General features: G+C 61.2%; 1 pseudogene. It reads right to left on the bottom strand.

Features of this window, described 5'->3' with window-relative positions:
- Window positions 1-216: pseudogene (locus QJT78_RS52435) on the bottom strand (DDE-type integrase/transposase/recombinase); the annotation flags it as partial.
- Between the last annotated feature and the right edge of the window lie 111 nt (window positions 217-327).

The raw sequence follows: 327 nt of genomic DNA, 5'->3' as shown, positions 1-327 counted from the left end.
CTGCATGCCCTTCTGGTCGAGCCACTTGGCCAGATCGTCTGCCACGTAACTCGAGCCATTGTCGCTGAGAAGCCTTGGCCGGTGCGCGACGGCGATGTGGTCAAGACCGGATGCGGCGAGTGCCTGGTCGAGGGCGGCTGTGACATCGGAAGCGCACATGGTGGGACCAAGCCTCCAGGCCAAGATGTAGCGCGAGAAGTCGTCAAGCACGGTCGAGTGCGCGTTTCGCGGGATCGTGAGCGCGGATTTCAGGGGATCGTGAGCAGAGATTTCAGACGATCGTGAGCAACGATTTCGCGGGATCGTGAGCAAGGCTTTCGGAGCCTT

The organism is Bradyrhizobium sp. Mp27 (assembly GCF_029953005.1).
In the GTDB taxonomy this organism is placed as follows: Bacteria; Pseudomonadota; Alphaproteobacteria; order Rhizobiales; family Xanthobacteraceae; genus Bradyrhizobium; species Bradyrhizobium barranii.
The sequence above is the reverse complement of the archived record's forward strand: the minus strand, read 5'-3'. Positions and strand labels throughout refer to the sequence as shown.